This window comes from Levilactobacillus enshiensis, assembly GCF_007115095.1.
GTDB classification, from domain to species: domain Bacteria; phylum Bacillota; class Bacilli; order Lactobacillales; family Lactobacillaceae; genus Levilactobacillus; species Levilactobacillus enshiensis.
Genome location: NZ_SULH01000002.1, coordinates 231,281 through 249,829, shown reverse-complemented (window position 1 = coordinate 249,829; position 18,549 = coordinate 231,281). Strand labels below are relative to the sequence as shown.

General features: G+C 49.4%; 17 protein-coding genes. 12 read left to right on the top strand and 5 right to left on the bottom strand.

What is annotated here, in order from left to right; translation table 11 throughout:
- Positions 1-12: 12 nt before the first annotated feature.
- From dapA to FAY32_RS03760, 4 genes are read left to right on the top strand one after another with little or no spacing between them, the layout of a single operon-like run.
- Positions 13-900, top strand: coding sequence for a 4-hydroxy-tetrahydrodipicolinate synthase (gene dapA / locus FAY32_RS03775; protein ID WP_143462140.1), 888 nt, complete (start codon positions 13-15; stop codon positions 898-900).
- A complete protein-coding gene (dapB, locus tag FAY32_RS03770) occupies positions 897-1,673 on the top strand; it encodes a 4-hydroxy-tetrahydrodipicolinate reductase (protein WP_143462120.1) in 777 nt (258 codons plus the stop codon). Before dapA ends, dapB begins: the two co-directional genes overlap by 4 nt.
- 25 nt (positions 1,674-1,698) lie before the next feature.
- Positions 1,699-2,901 (top strand): aminotransferase class I/II-fold pyridoxal phosphate-dependent enzyme, encoded by a 1,203-nt coding sequence (locus FAY32_RS03765; protein WP_143462119.1) that lies wholly within the window; start codon positions 1,699-1,701, stop codon positions 2,899-2,901.
- 19 nt (positions 2,902-2,920) lie between these two features.
- Positions 2,921-3,988: an aspartate-semialdehyde dehydrogenase gene (locus FAY32_RS03760; RefSeq protein ID WP_143462118.1), complete on the top strand. Its 1,068-nt coding sequence runs from the start codon at positions 2,921-2,923 to the stop codon at positions 3,986-3,988.
- Positions 3,989-4,285: 297 nt separating this feature from the next.
- On the opposite strand, the gene FAY32_RS03755 is transcribed toward FAY32_RS03760, so the two are convergent.
- Positions 4,286-4,852 carry a class I SAM-dependent methyltransferase gene (locus FAY32_RS03755; RefSeq protein WP_143462117.1) on the bottom strand — a complete coding sequence of 189 codons (567 nt, stop codon included), beginning with the start codon at positions 4,850-4,852 and terminating at the stop codon, positions 4,286-4,288.
- Positions 4,853-5,491 carry a phosphatase PAP2 family protein gene (locus FAY32_RS03750; protein ID WP_143462116.1) on the bottom strand — a complete coding sequence of 213 codons (639 nt, stop codon included), beginning with the start codon at positions 5,489-5,491 and terminating at the stop codon, positions 4,853-4,855.
- A gap of 468 nt (positions 5,492-5,959) precedes the next feature.
- On the opposite strand from FAY32_RS03750, the gene FAY32_RS03745 reads away from it, so the two are divergent.
- The 4 genes from FAY32_RS03745 to FAY32_RS03730 all read left to right on the top strand — a co-directional run bounded on the left by FAY32_RS03745 (position 5,960) and on the right by FAY32_RS03730 (position 11,211).
- Positions 5,960-6,445 (top strand): hypothetical protein, encoded by a 486-nt coding sequence (locus tag FAY32_RS03745; RefSeq protein ID WP_143462115.1) that lies wholly within the window; start codon positions 5,960-5,962, stop codon positions 6,443-6,445.
- Positions 6,446-7,015: 570 nt separating this feature from the next.
- On the top strand, positions 7,016-9,445 hold the full coding sequence (leuS, locus tag FAY32_RS03740) for a leucine--tRNA ligase (RefSeq protein WP_143462114.1): 2,430 nt from the start codon (positions 7,016-7,018) through the stop codon (positions 9,443-9,445).
- A gap of 203 nt (positions 9,446-9,648) precedes the next feature.
- Complete coding sequence (locus FAY32_RS03735) at positions 9,649-10,407, top strand: hypothetical protein (protein ID WP_143462113.1); 759 nt, start codon at positions 9,649-9,651, stop codon at positions 10,405-10,407.
- 132 nt (positions 10,408-10,539) lie between these two features.
- Positions 10,540-11,211, top strand: coding sequence for an ATP-binding cassette domain-containing protein (locus FAY32_RS03730; RefSeq protein ID WP_143462112.1), 672 nt, complete (start codon positions 10,540-10,542; stop codon positions 11,209-11,211).
- A 250-nt stretch (positions 11,212-11,461) separates the two neighbouring features.
- Here FAY32_RS03730 and FAY32_RS03725 read toward each other — a convergent pair whose 3' ends face one another.
- Together FAY32_RS03725 and FAY32_RS03720 are read right to left on the bottom strand one after the other, a co-directional pair.
- Complete coding sequence (locus FAY32_RS03725) at positions 11,462-12,229, bottom strand: flavodoxin family protein (protein ID WP_143462111.1); 768 nt, start codon at positions 12,227-12,229, stop codon at positions 11,462-11,464.
- Between the two features lie 268 nt (positions 12,230-12,497).
- Positions 12,498-12,818 carry a hypothetical protein gene (locus FAY32_RS03720; protein ID WP_143462110.1) on the bottom strand — a complete coding sequence of 107 codons (321 nt, stop codon included), beginning with the start codon at positions 12,816-12,818 and terminating at the stop codon, positions 12,498-12,500.
- Between the two features lie 244 nt (positions 12,819-13,062).
- On the opposite strand from FAY32_RS03720, the gene FAY32_RS03715 reads away from it, so the two are divergent.
- A complete protein-coding gene (locus FAY32_RS03715; protein WP_143462109.1) occupies positions 13,063-14,703 on the top strand; it encodes a putative polysaccharide biosynthesis protein in 1,641 nt (546 codons plus the stop codon).
- 12 nt (positions 14,704-14,715) lie between these two features.
- Positions 14,716-15,414 carry a pseudouridine synthase domain-containing protein gene (locus FAY32_RS03710; protein ID WP_143462108.1) on the top strand — a complete coding sequence of 233 codons (699 nt, stop codon included), beginning with the start codon at positions 14,716-14,718 and terminating at the stop codon, positions 15,412-15,414.
- Between the two features lie 112 nt (positions 15,415-15,526).
- Here FAY32_RS03710 and FAY32_RS03705 read toward each other — a convergent pair whose 3' ends face one another.
- Complete coding sequence (locus tag FAY32_RS03705) at positions 15,527-16,357, bottom strand: NAD(P)H-hydrate dehydratase (RefSeq protein ID WP_143462107.1); 831 nt, start codon at positions 16,355-16,357, stop codon at positions 15,527-15,529.
- 137 nt (positions 16,358-16,494) lie between these two features.
- On the opposite strand from FAY32_RS03705, the gene pepV reads away from it, so the two are divergent.
- Both pepV and FAY32_RS03695 read left to right on the top strand, forming a co-directional pair.
- The gene (gene pepV / locus FAY32_RS03700; RefSeq protein WP_143462106.1) at positions 16,495-17,895 is read left to right on the top strand and encodes a dipeptidase PepV; all 1,401 of its coding nucleotides are present in this window, start codon (positions 16,495-16,497) and stop codon (positions 17,893-17,895) included.
- Positions 17,896-17,929: 34 nt separating this feature from the next.
- The gene (locus tag FAY32_RS03695) at positions 17,930-18,436 is read left to right on the top strand and encodes a universal stress protein (protein WP_143462105.1); all 507 of its coding nucleotides are present in this window, start codon (positions 17,930-17,932) and stop codon (positions 18,434-18,436) included.
- Positions 18,437-18,549 lie beyond the last annotated feature (113 nt).

Sequence of the window (18,549 nt, the reverse complement as noted above, 5' to 3'; positions counted from 1 at the left end):
GAGTGAGCAATGATGTTTACGAACGTTGATTTGATGACGGCGATTATTACGCCATTTACAAATGATGGCCGAGCCATTAACTATAAGGCACTTGAAAAATTGACCAACCATCTGCTGGACACTGGGACGAAAGGGTTTGTTATCGGTGGGACGACTGGCGAGACGCCCACATTGAGTGAGACGGAAAAATTGACGCTCTATCTGCGCTTTGCTCAAATTGTGGCTGGCCGAGTGCCAATCATTGCTGGGGCTGGGAGCAATAATACGGCCGGAACGATAGATTTTGTGCAAAAGCTGAGTCAGATCGATGGCATCGACATGGCGTTAGTCGTGGTGCCATACTACAACAAGCCAAATCAACGGGGCATGCAGGCTCATTTTAAGGCGGTCGCTGATGCGTCATCGCTTCCCATCATGATGTATAACATTCCTGGCCGTACCGGTGTCTTGATGACTAAGGAGACCATTGTGGCATTGGCACAGTACCCGAATATTGTGGGTGTGAAGCAGTGTCATACGATGGCTGACTTTGAATATATTGTGGAACACGTTCCCGATGACTTCGTGGTGTATACCGGAGAAGACGCTCAGACCCTGTTTGCGAAGGTCGTTGGGGGTAACGGTGTCATCTCCGTGGCTGCCCACATCTACGGTGCCGAGATCAGACGGATGCTTGATATGTTGGACAGGGGCGATTACCGGACTGCTGGGGCCTTGCAGCGGGAACTGACCCCTAAGATGGCCGCACTCTTCATGTACCCGTCACCATCACCGGTCAAGGCGCTACTCAATGATCTGGGGTACGATGTGGGGACGTGTCGCTTACCAGTGCTACCATTAAACGCTGCGGAAAAGGCAGCCTTGTATCATGCATTGGCACTAAAGGGGGCGATGGCGTGATTTCAGTTATCATTGCAGGATTCAATGGCGCAATGGGGCAAAAAGCAGTGCAACTGGTCACGACAACGCCGACTTTTCAGTTGGTAGGGGTCTTTAATCCCCACGTGACGAGTCGTCGCGCTACGGACTATGGCTTGGATGGTGCGGTCACTGTTTATAATGATTTTCAGCAGATTATGACGCCGGCTGATGTGTGGCTCGACTTCAGTACACCTAGTGGCGTTGCAAGGAATGCACAATTTGCAATTGCACGGGGGATGCGCCCAGTGATTGGAACCAGTGGGCTGACAGAAGGCCAGCAGCAAGCCCTACAGGAAGCGGCCAATGCGCGACAGTTAGGCGGCATCATCGCGCCTAACTTTGGGGTGACAGCGGTACTGATGATGAAATTTGCACAGCAGGCTGCTACCTATCTGCAGCGAGCTGAAATCATAGAGTATCACCATGAAGACAAACGCGATGCACCATCCGGAACGGCCCTGAATACGGCGCGGCTGATTCATGAGGCACAGCAGATCGATGAGCCACAGCCAGCGACAGAGCAAGATTCATTAGGCGCACGAGGGGGCGATTACCATGGTATTAAGATTCATGCCGTGCGGTTGCCAGGCTTCGTTGCCGATGAGGAGGTCATCTTCGGTGGTCCTGGTGAGACACTGACGATCAAGCAAAGTACGACCGATCGGCAGTCCTTTATGACGGGGGTGCGGTTAGCGATAACGGCGGTCATGCAGCGACAGGATCTGGTGATTGGATTGGAGAAAATTTTATAGGACAAAAAATTAAGGGGGGATTCAGTTGCCAGAATTAGATGCTAGGCTTAAAACAATCGTTAATCAAAAGATTCAGGCAATGGGGGCGTCTCAAATTCGTGCGTTTGCGCAAAAGTTTGACCAAATTCCGGGAATCATCAAATTAACCTTGGGTGAGCCGGACTTTAATGTCCCGGAACACGTCAAGGCTGCTGCCATTCGGAGTATTCAGGACAATCGGTCGCATTATACTGATCAGCGGGGAATTCTAGAACTGCGGCAAGCCATCAGTCACTATCTGCAGCAACGTTTTCAACTCACTTATGATGCCAACACGGAAATTGTGGCGACGGTGGGGGCTTCGGAAGCCATTTTTAGTGTATTGGGTAGTCTGATCAATCCCGGCGACAAGGTCTTGGTGGCAACGCCGACCTTTGCGCTGTACTGGCCGGTAATCTCAATCTTTGGTGGCATTCCGATTCAGGTCGATACGACGGCAGATGGTTTTCGATTGACGGGTAACCATCTCCAGAAAGTGCTCGACCGTGAAGGTGCAGCCACGGTTAAGGCGGTTATTCTGAACTTTCCAGGGAACCCAACGGGCGTGACCTATGACCGGGCACAGTTACAAGATGTGGCCGCTGTTGTGAAACGTCAGGGAATATACGTGATTACGGATGAAATATACGCGGAGCTGACGTACGATCAACCGCACGTGTCCATGGCCAAACTACTGCCAGAACAGACGATTCTGATCAATGGCTTATCCAAGTCACATGCCATGACGGGGTATCGCATTGGTTATTTTGCCGGACCAGCCGAATTGATTAAGACTGTCAGCAAGTTGCACGGCTTCGTGGTGACCTGTCCATCGAACCCAGCCCAGTATGCAGCGTTGGCAGCCTTGACCCATGGCTTGGATGATTCGCTACGGATGCGGCAGACGTACCAGCATCGCCGTGACTACGTGGTTCCTGAGCTCAATAGGTTAGGGTACGCAACAACGATGCCGAGTGGGGCCTTCTATGCGTTCGCCAAGATTCCACCGGAGTTTGGTCTGGATTCTGTGACATTTGCGACCAAGCTGGCGGAGGAGGCCCTGGTGGGGGTCACTCCCGGTAGTTGTTTTGGTGCCGGGGGCGAAGGTTATGTCCGATTGTCCTACGCGTCTTCTATGACGGATCTGAAGGAGGCCATGCGGCGACTGGCGGTCTTTACGGCGAACCTACGGGAACACGTTTTGAACTGAAAATTTGGGGGATGATGGGATGCAGGAAGGATTTACGATTGCTATTTTGGGGGCAACGGGGGCTGTGGGAACCCGGATGTTGGCTCAATTGGCCCAATCGACGATTCCAATCAAAGCGGTTAAACTGTTAGCCTCGCCCCGCTCTGCGGGAAAACAAGTCACGTTTAGGGGCCACGTCTTGACAGTTGCGGCAACGACAGCCGATGCATTTACGGATGTTGATCTGGTGTTGGCCTCCGCTGGAAGTGCGGTGTCGAAGCAATTTCTACCACTTGCGGTTGCACGGGGGGCGGTCTGTGTCGACAATACCAGTGCCTTTCGAATGGTACCGACCGTACCGTTGGTTGTTCCGGAAGTCAATGAAGAAGCGCTTCGCCAACATCATGGCCTCATTGCCAATCCGAACTGTTCAACGATTCAAATGATGGTAGCACTGAATCCGATTCGTCAGGCGGTGGGCTTGAAGCAAATCATCGTGTCAACCTATCAAGCGGCTTCTGGAGCGGGTCAGTCGGGGTTGAATGAATTTTATCAAGAGGCTAAAGACTATCTGGCTGAGCAACCAATGACAGCCACAATTTTCCCAACTAAGGGTGCACAGCAACACTACCCACTGGCCTTTAACCTGTTACCGCAGATTGATGTGCTAGAAGATGATCTGTATTCGCACGAAGAGTGGAAAATGATCCATGAGACCAAGAAAATCATGTTAGGTGCCATGAATGCCAGTGAGATTAAGGTTACGGCGACTTGTGTGCGCGTGCCAGTACCATTTAGTCATGGCGAATCAATTTGGATCGATACGGGTGATCCCAACGCGACCGTTAGTCAATTGCGACAGGCGTTAGCTGCAGCGCCAGGGGTGGTCCTACAAGATGAGCCACAGCAGCAACTTTACCCGCAACCTCTAAACGCGACGGGGACGCGAGCTACCTATGTGGGCCGGATTCGGCCCGATTTGGAGAATCCCGGTGCGTTCAATCTGTGGGTCGTCGCCGATAATTTGTTGAAAGGTGCCGCGTGGAATACCGTTCAAATTGCAGAATGTTTGGTGGCTGATGGGCTGGTACATGCACTGGCAGAGTAGATTGATTTGACGGCTATATGTATATAGCAATTAGTTAAATTCAATGTGTTTGGTCCTCTTTTTCGGAAAGTGGTTTACTTGCTGCTAAGAACTGCTCAGGATAAGCTTATTGATAAAACGATTGTTAGCCACAAACAGGAAGTTTTCCAATTCAAAAGTGATATTTGTATTATGCAAATTAAACGCTTGTTTAAGACGCAAATACCGATATTTATTAAACGGTACGTCATATCAGAGTTAGCAGAATAAAAAAGACACGGCCAAATCCAATTGCTGGACCTAGCCGTGTCTTTAAATTTATCGCCGTTCAATTGCCAGTAAAAACGGTGGCGTGTGAATTTGATTAATGAAGCCATAACGGAGAACTTGATACTCTTTTTGCGGAAGTCGCTGACAAAAGTCAATGACGGCATCGCGTTCGGTCGGTCCCCCAGGATGACCGGCATAGACGACCAAAATAAGGCGGCCGCCGCGCGGAAGATGGGGAAGCAATGTCTTAATCGCAGTTAAGGTCGTTTCTGGGCGCGTGATAATGGTTTTGTCACCGCCGGGCAGGTAACCGAGATTGAAAATAGCCGCTGTGACGCGTTCATTCGCTTCCAGAAAATCATCGACATTTTCATGACCAGTTGCGTGTAAATCGACTTGTGCACCCAATCCCGTCAAGGTGAGCTGTTGCTGCGTTTCGTCGAGTGCTGCTTGTTGGATGTCAAACCCAATGACGTGACCGGTCTTGCCAACCAAGTTTGCTAGAAAAATCGTGTCGTATCCCTGACCAACGGTGGCATCAACCACCGTATCACCGGGCGCCACACATTCTGTGAGTAGCGTATGACTATAAGTTAAAGCATTTGGTAAATTCATTTATAGTGCATCTCCATAACGGGTGAGAAACCATTGACTGATAGTTAAAAGAAAAAATCCTAGCGACCAGCCCGCAACCACGTCACTGGGGTAATGAACCCCCACGTAGACCCGGGAGAGGCCGATGCAGACAATCCAGAGACTGAGAACCAACGTGCCGACCCTGCGCCAGTTGTGATGTTGGCGCAGTGACCACCCTAAAAGAACAATTAGGGAACCCCACAGTAACATGGCAGTGATGGAATGACCACTGGGAAAGCCGTAGGAGCTGGCTGCGACTAGTCGATTAACAGTTGGCCGGGGGCGCTGAATGATGTTTTTGATAATCGTGTTGCCCAAGCCGGCCCAGAATAGCACGTTAAAGGCCAAGAAGAGTGCGCCACGGTAATGACGGGCGATGACTAGGACAGCAACGAGTAGGAGTGTTACCCAAGTCACGGGCTTGGGATTGCCAGACTTGGTCACCCAGATAATGCTCTGCATCAAGTCATGTGGCAGAGGGTGACGGACCCAACTGATAATCAGCCGGTCGAACGCCTTGATCCAGGGCTGCTGCAAAGCAACGCCGAATAAGTCAACAAGAAATAAGATGCCCGCGGCCCAAGTAAAGCGCCAACGGGTTTTAGAAATGGTCGTCAAAGGTTGACCTCCTATATGATTATAATAATTTTAGTATAGCACAGTGTTTTGACGGAGCCAGAATTGATTTTGAGAATTGATCTGGCAAAGGACCAAACCGTTTATCGCCAATTTAGGTCGTTAGGTGAATAGCTCGGGGAGCCAAGCTAACGTTTGATCTTGGGGCGACTAACGTGTTGTTATTGCTGACTAATTCGAGTATGCTTGAAAAAACAAGTTAAATAAATTAACTGTTTTCGAGAAATTAGAATGCCGTTATAGCAACGGATTTTTAGAGTGTTCCCCGTGTATACGAGGGTGATCCCCTTTTAAACGGCTTACACGAGCTTACAAGGCCGTGTTCCCCGTGTATACGAGGGTGATCCCAACATAGCCTAACTTCTCATAAGCCGCGATCGGTGTTCCCCGTGTATACGGGGGTGTTTCCTGAACGTAGTCTACTTTTAACAGTGAAGGGAGATAATTAAAGTGAAAAATGAAAAGTTGTTGAACCCATTATATATTGAGCAGTACGGGGTAACATATGCTAACCCTATGGACTATGTGGGGTTACGTGTTCTGTATGATCGAAAAGACACTACCGATAGCTTAACAATTGATTATGATAAAATGCTGCTGTTCGGTGATTATAACAAGTCATGGCAATTGCAATGGGCAACTCGGACACACTTTAAGCCATTTTATTTTAAAGAGTCACCGATGGTAACATATGACTTTGTACTGAAATTAATGTATATAGGCAGAGATAGGTATGGCGAGTCGATTGAGCGGGATAATGCAGTTACGGATTCAATCGTAGCAGTGGCTGCGACTACGCCAAATAGTGAGAAAAACTTCAAGCTTGAAAAGCCCAAAAGACGTTGGTTTGATGGTGGTAGTGGTCGGTATGATTATGTTGCGATGAGCACCGGTTTATGGTGGGGTGCGATGGTAGGCAGTGACTTTGATTTTTAAAAGGGAAGTGGGGGGTACCCTGTGTATATGGGAATGATTCGGTAACTGATGCCGTGTACCTTTTCACAACTAATAGTATTCTTCAAGAATACAGGGGGTGCCATTCGCCATAACTAGAGGTTCCACTTACAGGACAAGCCACACAATTGTGTAGCAGTGGTGACTAGTCGGAGTGGAACTTTTTGATGTGCCTAGTCGATGGACAGGCATAGCAGTTTGACTGAATTATTCGCTAAGAAAGCAGTGTGCCCCTTGCTTTTCCCGAGGGGGTTTGCTAAGATGAAAACAATCTGATTAGACAAAGACGTTGACGAGAAGTAGTAGTTCAACGGGGTATTCAGCAAGCGGATGGTCGCTGTGAATCCGTTATCCCGTGGGACGAACTTGTCTCTGAGTCTTCTCCGCTGCAAGGTGGGCGTTTGGCGACGTTATCAGCCGGAATGAGCCTCGGTACAAGACCGGGGAAATGTAGGTGGTACCGCGCTAACACGCCCTGCAGAAGTTGCTTTATGGACTTCTGGGGGCTTTTTTTATGGCTCGGCGTTGAAAATGAGAAAGGGAGCGAAAATTTTGGCATACAAACACCAAATTATTGAGCACAAGTGGCAACATTACTGGCGGGTCAACGAAACGTTTAAGACGGCTGACACCCAAAGTAAACCAAAGTATTACGTGATGGATATGTTCCCATATCCTTCAGGCCAAGGCCTGCATGTGGGACATCCCGAAGGTTACACGGCAACGGATATCATGGCTCGTTTGAAGCGGATGCAAGGCTTCAACGTCTTGCACCCAATGGGTTGGGACGCTTTTGGCCTGCCAGCTGAACAGTACGCTTTGAAGACGGGACACAACCCAAAGGACTTCACCGCGCACAACATCAAGAATTTCAAGCGTCAGATTCGCTCACTCGGTTTTTCTTACGATTGGAGTCGTGAAGTCAACACGACTGATGAATCCTTCTACAAGTGGACGCAATGGATCTTCGAACAAATGTACAAGAAGGGTCTTGCCTACGAAGACAAGATCATGGTCAACTGGGCGCCTGACTTTATGGGTGGGACTGTTGTGGCCAACGAAGAAGTCGTTGATGGTAAGACGGAACGGGGTGGCTATCCCGTTTACCGCGTGCCAATGCGCCAATGGGTACTGAAGATTACGGCATATGCTGACCGTCTGTTAGACGATTTGGATGACCTGGACTGGCCAGACAGTATCAAGGAAATGCAACGTAACTGGATCGGTCGTTCTGAAGGGGCTAGCGTCTTCTTCCCAATTGCGGGCCAAGAAGAGACCAAGGTCGAAGTCTACACCACGCGTCCCGACACCTTGTTTGGGGCCACCTACATGGTACTGGCACCGGAACATGCTCTGGTCGATCAAATTACGACACCGGAGCACGCTGCTGAAGTGAAGGCTTACAAGCAAGCTATCGACAGCAAGTCCGATCTCGAGCGGACCGACTTGAACAAGGATAAGACGGGGGTCTTCACTGGTGCTTACGGCATCAACCCATTGAACGGCAAGCAACTTCCAATCTGGATCGGTGACTACGTGCTTGCTTCTTATGGAACTGGGGCTATCATGGCCGTTCCAGCGCACGATGACCGCGATAATGAATTTGCACAGAAATTCAACCTGCCAATTGTTCAAGTGATTGCGGGCGACGACGATACGGATGTTCAAACAGCCGCATACACTGGCGATGGGAAACATATCAATTCTGACTTCCTAAACGGGATGAACAAGAAGGATGCCATTGCTGCAGCGATTAACTGGTTGGAAGAACATCAAGCAGGCCACAAGAAGGTCAACTTCCGGCTGCGTGACTGGATCTTCTCCCGTCAACGTTATTGGGGTGAACCAATTCCCGTGATCCATTGGGAAGATGGCGAAACCACATTGGTTCCAGAAGACCAGTTACCATTGAAGCTACCAGCTGCTAAACAACTCGAACCTTCTGGAACGGGTGAAAGTCCACTGGCAAACCTGGATGACTGGGTGAACGTTGTGGATGAGAACGGTCGTAAAGGGAAGCGAGAAACCAATACCATGCCACAATGGGCTGGGAGCTCATGGTACTTCCTACGTTACGTCGATCCACACAACGATCAAGCAATCGCTGATCCAGACAAGTTGAAGTACTGGATGCCAGTCGACTTGTACATTGGTGGGGCGGAGCATGCCGTCTTGCATCTGCTGTACGCTCGTTTCTGGCACAAGTTCCTCTATGATCTCGGCGTTGTGCCAACCAAGGAACCCTTCCAGAAGTTGGTCAACCAAGGGATGATCTTGGGAACTAACCACGAAAAGATGTCCAAGTCGAAGGGAAACGTGATCAATCCTGACGAAATCGTTGAGAAGTTCGGTGCCGACACACTGCGGTTGTACGAAATGTTCATGGGACCATTAGAGGCTTCCAAACCATGGAGTACGGAAGGCATCAACGGCTCTCGTCGCTGGTTGGATCGTGTTTGGCGTCTGCTGATCGACGATAACAATCATCTGCGTGACCGGGTCACAATGATCAACGATGGTGCATTGGATAAGATCTACAACCAAACCGTGAAGACGGTAAGTGAAGACCTTGAAGCCATGCGGTTCAACGTGGCAATTTCACAATTGATGGTCTTCGTCAACGAAGCCTACAAGGCGGATAGCTTGCCATTGATCTACATGGAAGGCTTCGTCAAGATGATTTCACCAATCGTGCCACATATTGCGGAAGAACTGTGGTCCTTGATGGGTCACGACGACACGATTGCTTATGCCAAATGGCCAACGTACGATGCCAAGCAATTGGTTGAAGATGTGGTTGAAATGGTCGTTCAGGTCAACGGTAAGGTTCGTGCCCATTTGAAAGTCGCTAAGGATGCGGCTAAAGATGACATTGAAGCACAAGCCTTGGCTGACGACACGGTTAAACTGCATACGGATGGTAAGACGGTCCGTAAGGTTATCGTGGTACCAGGCAAGCTGGTCAACATCGTTGCCAACTAAATTAAACTAAAAGAAGTGCCGGTAACTTTCCTAATAGGGAGCTACCGACACTTTTTAATTGGCAAGATTTAGAGCATGGGCGATAATTCAGGGCGATTTATGAACAGACGTGTCTGGGATTAAGAAAAATTAGGAAATTGCCAGCAAACTATAACTGGCAAAACACCTACCCACAACTAAAGGCGATGAGAGAAGGGATTATCGTGTGGCGTAAATTAGGCATTCTCAGCCGGTTTGAATTGCGGCAGACTTGGGATGACAAGATGGTTTTATTTTATACGTTGATTGCTCCCATGATTTTCTTTGTACTGACGGATCTTAGTTCAAATGGTCATCCATTTGGCGTTCATAATCTGGCTTCTCAACTAATTGGCTATTGGGTCTACATTGTTTTAGTGGGAATCTTGAATGGCTTTCAGTTTGCCTTGATTGGCATGCGTGAGTCAAATTTTCTAAAGATGTTTACGGTGATTGCGGGCGACAAACGATTGATTTTTTTCAGCAATCTGGTCGTACAGGTCCTATTTATCGAGATTGAAGTTTTCTTGTTTGATCTGGTCGTCTTGATCTTGAATTCGGCATCGCTCCCCTTACTCCCAATGATGGCAGGTGGATTACTGTTAAATGTGGTTCTAATTCCAATTATCGCGGGATTCACGAACTTTCTATTGATTCTGCCGTTGCGTGTTAACCTCGTGTCCTTGATGACCACGGGCTATATCTTCGTGGGGATGTTTCTAATCAGCCCAGGGCTGGGATTGGCCCCCTGGCTCAATGACGTGCTAACCGCCCTTAATCCCTGTTCATACATGATTCAGTTCTACGGTGTGGGCTTAGATATTTTAGGGCGGGTGACACTAGCACACGTTGGTTTATTGGCAGGGGTGGCGGCATTCTATTTGCTTGTTGGTTATTATCCAGTCCGTCACATGAAATTGCAGTCGAATACCAGTCGTTATTGATGGGTTGACTGGAGAATAGCCATTGCTGGCTAATGGTTAGCTTGAACCTTGGCACCAGTTAACAAAACTATCGACTATGAACGTTGCCTGTTAAGCGTGACACAAAATAGTTTCGAAACGGGGAGACCAGTCATGAAAATTCAAGATTTTTCGTATCAGCTACCAGATGACCGGGTACTGTTTGACCATTTGACGGCCGAGTTTGAACCGGGGAAAGTCAACATTTTGTTGGGGGTAAATGGCGTGGGAAAGACGACGTTGCTCGACTTTATCGCCGGTGTCAGTGAACGGGCGGACTTGCCCTTTGACGGTTTTCCCGAGATGGCACGAATCGCTTATCAGATGCAAGGGATACCATTTACGGGGTCGGCGAAGGTGGTGGACGCCATTCGAATGATGGTGAATTTAGACCGGCCGACCGCTAAGTTCGATGCCAGTCGATTACCAGAAAATTTAAAAGACATCGCTAACAGTCATTTCCGCGACCTTTCTGGGGGCCAGCGGCGATTAGTTATTTTAGAGGGCATCTGTCAGTTACAGCGCGACCTCTATTTATTCGATGAGCCGGAAAGTGGGCTAGACGTTAAGCTTGCCGTCCAAATGATGAGCCGGATTAAAACCTTAGCCGCTAAAGGAAAAACGGTGATCATGACGACCCACCAGTTTCGAAATCTTCCGGAAGACAATGTTCACTTACTCGTGTTGGCTGGAAAATGCATTGCTTTCACAGGTACCCCAGCTGAGCTAATGGCGGAGACCAACACACAGAGCTTAGAGGAGGCGTATCTGAAAACTGATTCTTAAGTATTTTTCGTCCCCAAGGGCCTGAGACATAACTCAAAAATCAGTTTTTTCAGAGGGATTGGCCATACGCGGCTATTTTCTTCTGAAAAAACTGATTTTATTTTTGGCCATTATCGTGTCGAAACGTGCGCCACCAGGCAGTTTGTTGCGCTTAACCCGAGCACAGAAATTATGCCAAGACCAGGCGTAACCTCTGTGCTCACGTTAATGCTCGCAAACTAGCCGCCTGATGTCCCACTACAATTTAGGATTAACGGCGCCGGTGCCGCACGAACGTAAAGAAGTGCAGGAGACTGGCTAAGAGGACGTAGAAGATAACCACGAAAGTTACGTACGTAAGCCAGAATTTGCCAGCCGCGAAGACACCGAACCACCAGGCCTGTAAGCCCATGGTGACGAGGGCCATGACAGCAATCATGGCGAATAACAATAAGTAACGTTTCAAGGTATTATCATCCTTTCGTGGTCGGTTAGCAATTTTCTTAGCCCAACGCCGACATTCTGCTAGTTTTTCCGGTCGGGGAGCGTGGGTGCCCCCCCAAGTTCCCGTGCCAACAAACTCACCGACTTTAATCAGTCCAGCACCAGTCAAGACACGGTCAATGGTCACAAAAGTTTGATCGGTGATACCGGTGAAGAAGTTTTCGGTCGAGCTGATAAAACAAGTCGTCATGCTCAGGTAGTGTTTGTCCTTATACCTGCCGGGTAACGTATCGGCCACGGAGTTCATTCGCACCAATCGAAATCGCATGCAGTCAAAGAACTGCTTCATTACGCCTGAGAGGCCACCCCAATATGTAGGTGCACAGATGATCCAAAAGTCACTGGCTGCCATTTTTTCCTCAATTTCATCCAGTGCTGGGCAGGGCTTTTCCTTCGTATCGGGATAAATGTTGTAATCCCGCAAAAAAACGGTTTCAACGGTGGCATCAGCAGGCAAATTATCGGTAACGGCCTGCAAATAGCCGGCCGAGATACCATTTCGTTCGTGACTCCCTAGTAACGCCAAATAACGCACAGCAATCGCCTCACAGTATTTAATCGTTAATAAGTTACGTGTAATAAGTATACAACATTTGGCAACCATCGCGATGATGAAGTCACTTAAATCGTGAAAAAGACAATTACTGCGTTGGGGGACTTTAAAGCGGTTACGGTGAGCGCTAGAATGATCACGAAGCTGGTTGCGCATTCAGCTGGCAGCGTGTAAATAGTCAAGTAAGCATGCCGGCCATTTTCATTGCAAATAAAAACCCTCACGGTGAGAGCCTGTGAGGGACGAATCATTAGAGAATTTCAGTGAGAATGGCGAAAAAGCGTTGGGAAATACCTTCCCCTTGGCCCGCCTTAGAGAATTTGTAGTTCAGTAGGTGACGGTCAATTTCGTGGAAGAAAACGTTGGCCATGGTTGAATAATCGCTATCGTTAGTTTGGTCGATGCGTTTAAAAGCCCGCCAAGTTGAATAAATCAACTGTGCGTCGGAAACGTCTGCCAGTTCTGGAAAATGTGCGCGGATGCTTTTGGTCATCTTAATGACTTGTTTGGCCCGCTCTGGGGACATTTCCATCTTCGGTGCCGTGGTTGCACCGGCTGTTGCTTGCGTCATATTGGCATTCCTCCTTGAATAAGTTCTGATTTCTTGCTACTTCCAGCATACCACTGTTGGTCCTATCCGGTAAGCAATGTCGGCTGGTTTCAGCGAATTCAGCGCGCTAGTAGCCAAAACTTTAACGAAACCTGATAATTTTTAAGAAAAAGCTATGGTATAATATTGGTTTGATTAGCTTACCGCCATGCGGGGGCTAGGTTAAATGAACGTTGAATTTTACAAATTGAAAGTAGGGTGTCAAATGGCGGCAAAGTCTGATAATTCTGGCAATCAAGCTGACGCACAAGAACAGATGGTAGCGGGCTCTGCGTGGATGACGGCGGGAAGTATTTTTTCGCGAATTCTGGGCGCAGTTTATATCATCCCCTGGAACATCTGGTTCGGCGCCTTTTATCTCCAAGGAAATGCGTTGTATGGTAAAGGGTACAACATCTACAGTTTCTTCTTGATTGCCGCAATTGCGGGGGTGCCCTCGGCGATTGCAAAACAAGTGGCGCACTACAATGCGTTGAATGAATATGGGATTAGTGTCCGCCTGTACAAGCGGGGCTTGGAAATTGCCATTATGACCGGAGTTGCGATTGCTGCACTGATGTACTTTGGCGCACCACTCTTTACCGGTGGGGATGACAACCTGATTCCGGTGCTCCACTCATTGGCGTGGGCTATTCTGATTATCCCCACGATGAGCCTGACCAGAGGGTATTTCCAGGGGTTCCAACAAATGGCGCCATCTGCTATCTCACAGTTTGTCGAACAACTTGTCCGGGTGCTGTACATGCTGTTGTCGGCCTTCGTGATCATGCGCGTTCTGAAGGGCAACTGGATCACCGCCGTGTCACAGTCGACTCTGGCTGCAGCAATGGGGGCCTTAGGTGGTCTGCTGGTCCTCGGTGTTTACTACTGGCGGCGTCGACGGCACTTCCGGTCGTTGGTTCGGAACAGTAACAATGAAATGGTCGTCCCTGCATCACAACTCTACCGGGAGATTATTGCCCAAGCCGTGCCATTCGTGGTTTTGGGAGCGGGGATTACAATTTTCCAATTGATCGACCAGTATACCTTCGCCCCCATTATGCATATGGCCGGCAATTATTCGGCGGCTTACCTAAATGACCTGTTCGCGTTGTTTGGGGTTAACGCCAACAAATTAATTATGATTACGATTTCCTTAGCGTCAGCCTTGGCCGTAACGGTGGTGCCGTTGCTGTCCGAAGCTTACACGCGGGGCGATAAAAAATCGATTTCTGATCAATTGTCAAATGCGTTTCTGATGTTTGAGTTTGTTATGATTCCGAGTGCACTGGGAATGTCTGCGGTGGCCCGCCCATTGAACCTGGTATTCTACGGGCGTTCACACGAGGCGTTGGCTGCATCGATTCTGGCATTCTCGTCGTATCTCTCAATCTTGTTAGGATTGTACACAGTGGCTTCAGCCCTCATGCAGGGAATCTCGCAAAATAAACGGGCCGTGCGTTACTTTATCGTGGGGACCATCGTTAAATTTATTGTGCAATGGCCACTGGTTTACTTTTTTGGGGCGTTTGGTCCTTTGCTGGCCACGGGTTGTGGTTTCTTAGTCACGTGTTATCTGATCATTCACTCGTTGGACGTCCAATTTGGCATCAACTACGCGCAGATCGCTAAGAAGACGAATGGAATTTTGCTGACATCGATTGGGACGTATATTCTAGCTAAGGCGGTTACCTTCTTGGGGAGCTTTAGTGGTAGCGAAGGTCGGGTCATGAATTTTCTGATTGTGGCCGTGGCAGCACTGATCGGTGGCTATTTCTACGTGTACGTGGTCTTGAAGAGCCGATTGGCAGATGCGATTATGGGTCCCCGAGTCGCAGGGTTACGGCGACGGTTGCGTATTCACTAGGAGGACGTTGCAATGAACATTGAACGGTACTTAACGGAAAATCGACAAGGAACGCCACTACAGATTTTGCGGTTACTGCGTCAGGGACGGGTGACGGTCAATGCTGACGTTGTCGACTCGCCACGGGCAACGGTCGCGGTCGCGGATAACGTCCGCGTTGATGGGATGACCGTGACGGGTCGCCAGCCACAGTATCTGGTCTTTAACAAACCGGTGGGATTTCAACTGAGTATGGACCCCACGACGCCGCACAGTGTGGGCAGCCTATTAAATGCCTTTGATCAGCAACACCAGTTAAAGGCATTGGCAGATTTACCCAAAGAAGCGGTGGGACTAGTCGTAGCAAGCGACGATGAACATTTTTTGACCGATGTGACGCTACAAAACTGGCCGAGCCGCTTTCAAGTTCAGGTTAGCGGGACCACTGCGCCGGTGCTAGCGCCTAATCAGGCCTTCCACGAGGTGAAAACACAGGTTGACCAGGTCCATCAACACGTGACGGTGACCTTGACGACAACTGATGGTGAAATGGCAGTAGCGGTTCTGGGAACCTTACCAGATGCATTGGGTCCCGTCGAACGGTTAACAATCGGTCCGTTAAGCTTGCCGGTAGATTTGCCGGTGGGGGCTTATCGCGGTCTATTGCCAACAGAAATTGATGAGCTGACGGGGCCATTAGATGATGACGATCTAGCTAAAAGTGAAAATTGAAGATTCGGGTCTTAGCTGCTAATTGACGGTGGCAATGATCACTTAAAAAGCAGAAACTGTTCTCCAAAAGAGATTACGGTTTCTGCTTTTTGATGGCGTCGGGTAGCGTTGACTACGCGTTACCCTCGTGCTTTTTCATGAACTGCGGTAAAACGTCGATGATCTGGTGGGGGAGAACCACGTATTGGGTCTGCGCCAGTTCTTCAGCAATGGCACTGTGACTATAGACTGCAGCGAGTACGGCATTCGTTTGGTTGGTAAACTGAGCAACAAAACCACCGACCATGCCAGCTAAGGTGTCGCCCATACCACCAGTCGCTTGTGCAGGGGTTCCTAGCGGGTTTTCGTAAGCGGCAGTCGGTGTGTAAATTTGGGTACGATGAGACTTCAACACGACCGTCGCGTTCAATTGATTGACGATTGGTTGGTTCTTAACGGGTGTCTGTTCGGCGATGGGGATGCCACTGAGACGTTGCCATTCCATCTGGTGTGGCGTAAAGATTAGGTGGGCTTGAGGTAAGGCCACCTGATGTTGCGCCACTAAGGTGATGGCGGAACCGTCAATGACTAGCGTTTGCTCAGGTTGGATAACGCTGAAGACGTTTTTCAGGATGGTCAGAGATTGGGGACTAGTTCCGAGTCCCGGGCCAATAACAATGACGTCGGTGCCTTTGACCAGTTCCTGTGTCTGCGCCAAGTCATTAAAGTCCGCAAACATGGCTTCAGGCAACCGCGCGTGTAAGCTTCCCTGATTACTGGGGTCGGTGATGGTCGTGACCAGTCCAGCACCGGCGTAAACAGCCGCAGCACTGGCCATGAGAATGGCACCACCGAAGTTACGATTGCCACCAATCAGAGTAATGCGGCCGTACGTCCCCTTGTAACTTTCGGCGGGGCGTTGCCGAATGGTACGCGTTAAAATTTCTGTGGATAGAGTTTGCATGATGAAGGCCTCCTCGTTTCAGTTTTAGTATAGCATGTTCGTTCGTGAAATCGGCTTACATTCGGGCGCGGGTATGCTAAAATCAAAGGTAAGTATTCCTGGACGTTTGGTCCGAAAAAAATGAAGGAGGTCCAATCATGGCAATTGATTGGCAACAGCTAGCTGAAAAGTACCGGAAGGATTATATCGCAGACTTAACCACCCTGGTCGGTATCGACAGCTCTCGTGACGACTCTAAGGCCACAGATGACTACCCATTAGGCCCTGGCCCGGCCAAGGCACTGATCGCATTTTTAGGATTAGCCGAACGTGATGGGTTTAAGACGAAGAATTTAGACAATTTAGCAGGTTATGTCGAGTATGGTGAGGGCGATGAGACCCTGGCGATTCTAGGTCATGCGGACGTCATGCCAGCGGGTAAGGGGTGGCACACGGATCCCTTTACGTTGACCGCGAAGGATGGCAACTTGTATGGTCGGGGAACTTCCGATGACAAGGGCCCTGCCTTAGCCGCATACTATGGCCTGAAGATGCTGAAAGACCAGGGAATCATGCCTAAGATCAAGATTCGGTTCATCATTGGGACCGATGAGGAAAGTGATTGGACGGGGATGAACCACTACCTCGACTTAGAACCAGCACCTACCTTAGGCTTCTCCCCCGATGCTGAATTTCCACTGATCAACGGTGAAAAAGGGAATGTGACCTTCACGTCGACCTTTACCGGTACGAACGGCAATGGCTTGATCCTGCGCGAATTTGATGCCGGTTTGCGGGAAAACATGGTTCCACGGGATGCCGAAGCCACGGTCGAGAACGGTGACAATGCCCAATTGACCACCGATTTCGACAATTTCTTGGCGGCGGCCCCAATTACGGGTGACGTCACGACTGATGCCAATGGGGTGCATTTCCACGTCATTGGTAAGGCTGCTCACGGGATGGAACCTAAGAACGGGATCAATGCAGGGACGTACCTGGCAACCTTCTTAGCCACGCAAAACTTTGGTGGCGACGCGGCAGACTTCTTGGGCCTGCTCGCAAGCAAGTTACACGATGATTCCCGGGCAAATAAGTTAGGCCTTGCCTACACCGATGACGTCATGGGCGATTTGACCATGAACGTCGGTATCATGACCTTCACGGCCGATAAGGGTGGCTTGATCAACACCAACTTCCGTTACCCAACTGGAACGGGGGCTGCGGATATTCAGGCTGGCTTGGCAAAGGCGACAGCTGAGATGAACGTCACGTTGAAACAAGGTCGCGAAATGGTTCCCCACTACGTTGATCCAGCGGATCCAATCGTTGCAACATTAATGGATGTTTACCGGCAACAGACCGGTGACACGGCTGCCCAACCAGAAGTTGTTGGGGGTGGCACTTACGGTCGCTTGATGAAACGTGGGGTTGCATTTGGGGCCTTATTCCCCGGCACGCAAGACACGATGCATCAGGCCGATGAATTCCAACCCGAAGCTGACCTACTAAAGGCAATGGCCATTTATGGTCAGGCAATCTTTGAGTTGACCAAATAGGGTCGTGAGAATGACCGGCAAAGGAGTGGTAGAGATGACCGAGGGGTACAAACGGATTTTAGTGGGTGTTGATGGTTCCCGCCAAGCACGCCGCGCAGTGGAAAAAGCCATTGCAGTTGCGGTGCGGAATCAAGCTGAATTAATCATTGTGACCATTATGAGCGGCGGCGACTATGTTGGTTTGGGTAACAATACCGAGGTTGGTTTTGGCTACGTTGACCAACAAGTCATGGACGAAGCACGTCAACGTCTCGAACAGATTGTTGATAAATACCGCAAGAAGGCTCAAGATGCCGGTGTTAAAGAAGTTGTGACCGCCGTTTACTACGGGCATGCCAAGGTTGACCTGGCACGGACATTACCGAAGGAGTATCAGGCAGATTTAGTTATGCTGGGTGCTACGGGGGTCAATGTGGTCGAGCGGATGTTGATGGGCTCCACGGCGAGCTATGTGGTCGCCAATGCTATCTGTGACGTCATCGTGGTCCGGACGGATATCAACAATCAGGCAACGAGTTTGAAGCACCTGCCGATGGACTAGGTCCCAGAGCAATCAGGTTGGTACACGTGTCGACCATGAATGCTTGTTGCAAAATAAGTGATTGGCATATCATTAAAAAAACGGTTTTTTCAGAACTTTCAAAAGTTTCTGAA

Coding starts and splice junctions, on each gene's coding strand:
- FAY32_RS03755 (WP_143462117.1), bottom strand. CDS start 4,852: ATGAATTTACCAAATGCTTTAACTTATAGTCATACGCTACTCACAGAA.
- pepV (WP_143462106.1), top strand. CDS start 16,495: ATGGCAATTGATTGGCAACAGCTAGCTGAAAAGTACCGGAAGGATTAT.
- FAY32_RS03720 (WP_143462110.1), bottom strand. CDS start 12,818: ATGACGCAAGCAACAGCCGGTGCAACCACGGCACCGAAGATGGAAATG.
- dapA (WP_143462140.1), top strand. CDS start 13: ATGTTTACGAACGTTGATTTGATGACGGCGATTATTACGCCATTTACA.
- FAY32_RS03710 (WP_143462108.1), top strand. CDS start 14,716: ATGAACATTGAACGGTACTTAACGGAAAATCGACAAGGAACGCCACTA.
- FAY32_RS03730 (WP_143462112.1), top strand. CDS start 10,540: ATGAAAATTCAAGATTTTTCGTATCAGCTACCAGATGACCGGGTACTG.
- FAY32_RS03695 (WP_143462105.1), top strand. CDS start 17,930: ATGACCGAGGGGTACAAACGGATTTTAGTGGGTGTTGATGGTTCCCGC.
- FAY32_RS03715 (WP_143462109.1), top strand. CDS start 13,063: ATGGCGGCAAAGTCTGATAATTCTGGCAATCAAGCTGACGCACAAGAA.
- FAY32_RS03705 (WP_143462107.1), bottom strand. CDS start 16,357: ATGCAAACTCTATCCACAGAAATTTTAACGCGTACCATTCGGCAACGC.
- FAY32_RS03760 (WP_143462118.1), top strand. CDS start 2,921: ATGCAGGAAGGATTTACGATTGCTATTTTGGGGGCAACGGGGGCTGTG.